We start from the raw sequence: 2,174 nt of genomic DNA, 5'->3' as shown, positions 1-2,174 counted from the left end.
TGCCGCCGACAGGGAACAACTGGATTCACGAAATCAAATATGACGGCTACCGGACGCAAATCATAATCGAGGACGGCACGGCCCGAGCGATCACCCGAAGGGGCTACGACTGGTCATCGACGTACCATCAGATCGTGGAGGCGGCGCAAGCCTTGCCCGTCAAGTCGGCAATCATTGACGGCGAGGCAATCGTCCTCAACGAGAAAGGCGTATCGGATTTCCATTCGCTGCGGTCGGCGATGCGATGGGCGCCGGATCGGATCATCTTCGTCGCCTTCGATCTACTGCACTTCGATGGAATCAACCTGCGCCCCGAACCGTTGCTGGCACGCCGGGAGAAGCTGCTCGAAATCGTCGGGCCTGCCAAGGGCGTGATCCAGTACAGTCACCATGTGCATGGCGGCGGGGCCGACTTCTACGCCGCGGTTGATCGCATGGGCCTGGAGGGCATGGTGTCGAAGCGGCCTGATAGCGTTTATCGGTCAGGCGACACCGAAGCGTGGCTGAAAACCAAATGCTACGAGGAAGTCGACTTTGAAGTGGCAGGCGTGCAGTTAAAACCGGGATCGGCACCACTCGCTTTGATGGCAACCCGCGATGCGGAACGCCGCTATGTCGGATCGGCTCACATCGCCCTGACCAAAGCCATGCGCGAACGCCTCTATGCCAAGGTCCAGGAGGGGAAAGGTACGCCACCGAAGGGAGCCGACAAGCCAGACGCCGAATGGATCAAACCTGGCCTTGTCGGACGAGTGAAGACCCTTAAGCGCGAGGACAAGCTACGCCATGCGACTTTGCGGGCGATCCGCGAGGCTAAGGCATGACGCCCGAACCCAACTCCCCTGTGGCAGTCGATCAGCGTGCAGCCTTGAAGCTCGTCCGAATGGCCATCGAGCAGGTATGCCCTGCCGGCGTGCTGCCGAGCGAGGAATGGGTGACGGGCTACTACGGCCCGGAGCCGATCCATGAGGGCGAGGCATTGGCTAAGGCCATCATTGAGACGGTCGAGCGGCTGACGCGCTAGTGCCCCGCCCCGCAGTGGCCGCGCATTGCCCCTTCACGCGCGGCCACTTTCGCCGCAGGAAAATTCTTTCTATTAGATGCAACTAATGTGCATCTGCCCCGTTGCTGGCCCTTAAGGGGAACTTTCGCAATGAGCGACGTTGCGGTTCTGGTCGTTGAAGACGAGCCAATGATTCTGCTCGACCTTGAAACAGGATTGGAAGAGGCTGGTTTCCGGGTTGTCGGGGTGACAACAGCCGAAGCGGCCATAAAGGCGTTCGACGAAGTGCCGTTTAGCAGTCTGCTTACAGACATACGGCTTGGATCTGGCAAGAATGGTTGGCAGCTAGCCCGGCATCTTAGGCGAATGAACCCCGCAATCACCGTGGTTTATATCAGCGGAGACGGCGCTCCCCAATGGAGCGCGGAAGGCGTCCCTGACAGCATCATGATCTCCAAGCCATTCGTGATGGCCCAGGTCATTACGGCGCTGTCCACACTTCTCAATCAGCAGCATCTAACGCTCGGCGATGGCGCGGCTTAGGTGGATAGGAAAAGCCCGCCGCTGAGGACACAGATACAGCGACGGGCCTTGCACTTGTACCAGATGCTTGGCCGCCACGGGGTTTCAACTTGACCAAGCACGTTTCCAACTTCGATGGCAGACGCTTGTTCCAGCCCCACGAAAGATTTGACGCTTGCCGGCGGCTCACGAAAAGGCCCGCCACTGAACTTGAGGGAAACCAGTGACGGGCCTCTGCTCGGGTGTTTCAAGGGCTATCCTTACCGAGCACATCCCGAACATTGGATTGTGGATGCAGTTCCTCAGGTCGGGCAAAAAGTTAAAGACCTGAGGTTGAGGCCTTTACATCGAAACGCTCCGGTAGGATTATTGTCCTCGGGTGGGGCGACCCTCAAAAGGTGTCGCAATGGCTAGGTCAAAACCGTCAAAGCAATTATCGCAGGCTGAAATCGAGCGCTTTCTCGCAGCGGCGGAAGCGCTGCACCTAAGCATCATCAAGCCGTTCATATCGCCGCATTGCGTCCACTACAGGCAGACGCGCGTCCTGCACGAGGTGCTGTTGAACACCGTGCGGCAAGTCACCGGGAAGGAAGTCGGGTTCATTCGGTGGAACACCACAGGTCCGGTTCGGCCGCCTACGGCTGGGTAG

The 2,174-nt window shown here is 58.8% G+C and carries 4 protein-coding genes; all 4 read left to right on the top strand.

Going from position 1 to position 2,174, the window contains the following annotated elements; all coding sequences use genetic code 11:
- A partial coding sequence (locus tag EN932_RS34585) for an RNA ligase family protein (RefSeq protein ID WP_128369455.1) occupies window positions 1-824 on the top strand: 824 nt, incomplete at its 5' end.
- Window positions 821-1,024: a hypothetical protein gene (locus EN932_RS34580; protein WP_128369454.1), complete on the top strand. Its 204-nt coding sequence runs from the start codon at window positions 821-823 to the stop codon at window positions 1,022-1,024. The genes EN932_RS34585 and EN932_RS34580, both read left to right, overlap by 4 nt.
- Window positions 1,025-1,153: 129 nt before the next feature.
- The gene (locus EN932_RS34575; protein WP_128369453.1) at window positions 1,154-1,546 is read left to right on the top strand and encodes a response regulator; all 393 of its coding nucleotides are present in this window, start codon (window positions 1,154-1,156) and stop codon (window positions 1,544-1,546) included.
- Between the two features lie 385 nt (window positions 1,547-1,931).
- Complete coding sequence (locus EN932_RS39320) at window positions 1,932-2,174, top strand: hypothetical protein (protein ID WP_128369452.1); 243 nt, start codon at window positions 1,932-1,934, stop codon at window positions 2,172-2,174.

The organism is Mesorhizobium sp. M7A.F.Ca.US.002.01.1.1, from assembly GCF_004022955.1.
GTDB lineage: Bacteria > Pseudomonadota > Alphaproteobacteria > Rhizobiales > Rhizobiaceae > Mesorhizobium > Mesorhizobium ciceri.
The sequence above is the reverse complement of the archived record's forward strand: the minus strand, read 5'-3'. Positions and strand labels throughout refer to the sequence as shown.

What these genes read in the sequence shown, in the direction of transcription:
- EN932_RS34580 (WP_128369454.1), top strand. Translation starts at nt 821, where the DNA reads ATGACGCCCGAACCCAACTCCCCTGTGGCAGTCGATCAGCGTGCAGCC.
- EN932_RS34575 (WP_128369453.1), top strand. Translation starts at nt 1,154, where the DNA reads ATGAGCGACGTTGCGGTTCTGGTCGTTGAAGACGAGCCAATGATTCTG.
- EN932_RS39320 (WP_128369452.1), top strand. Translation starts at nt 1,932, where the DNA reads ATGGCTAGGTCAAAACCGTCAAAGCAATTATCGCAGGCTGAAATCGAG.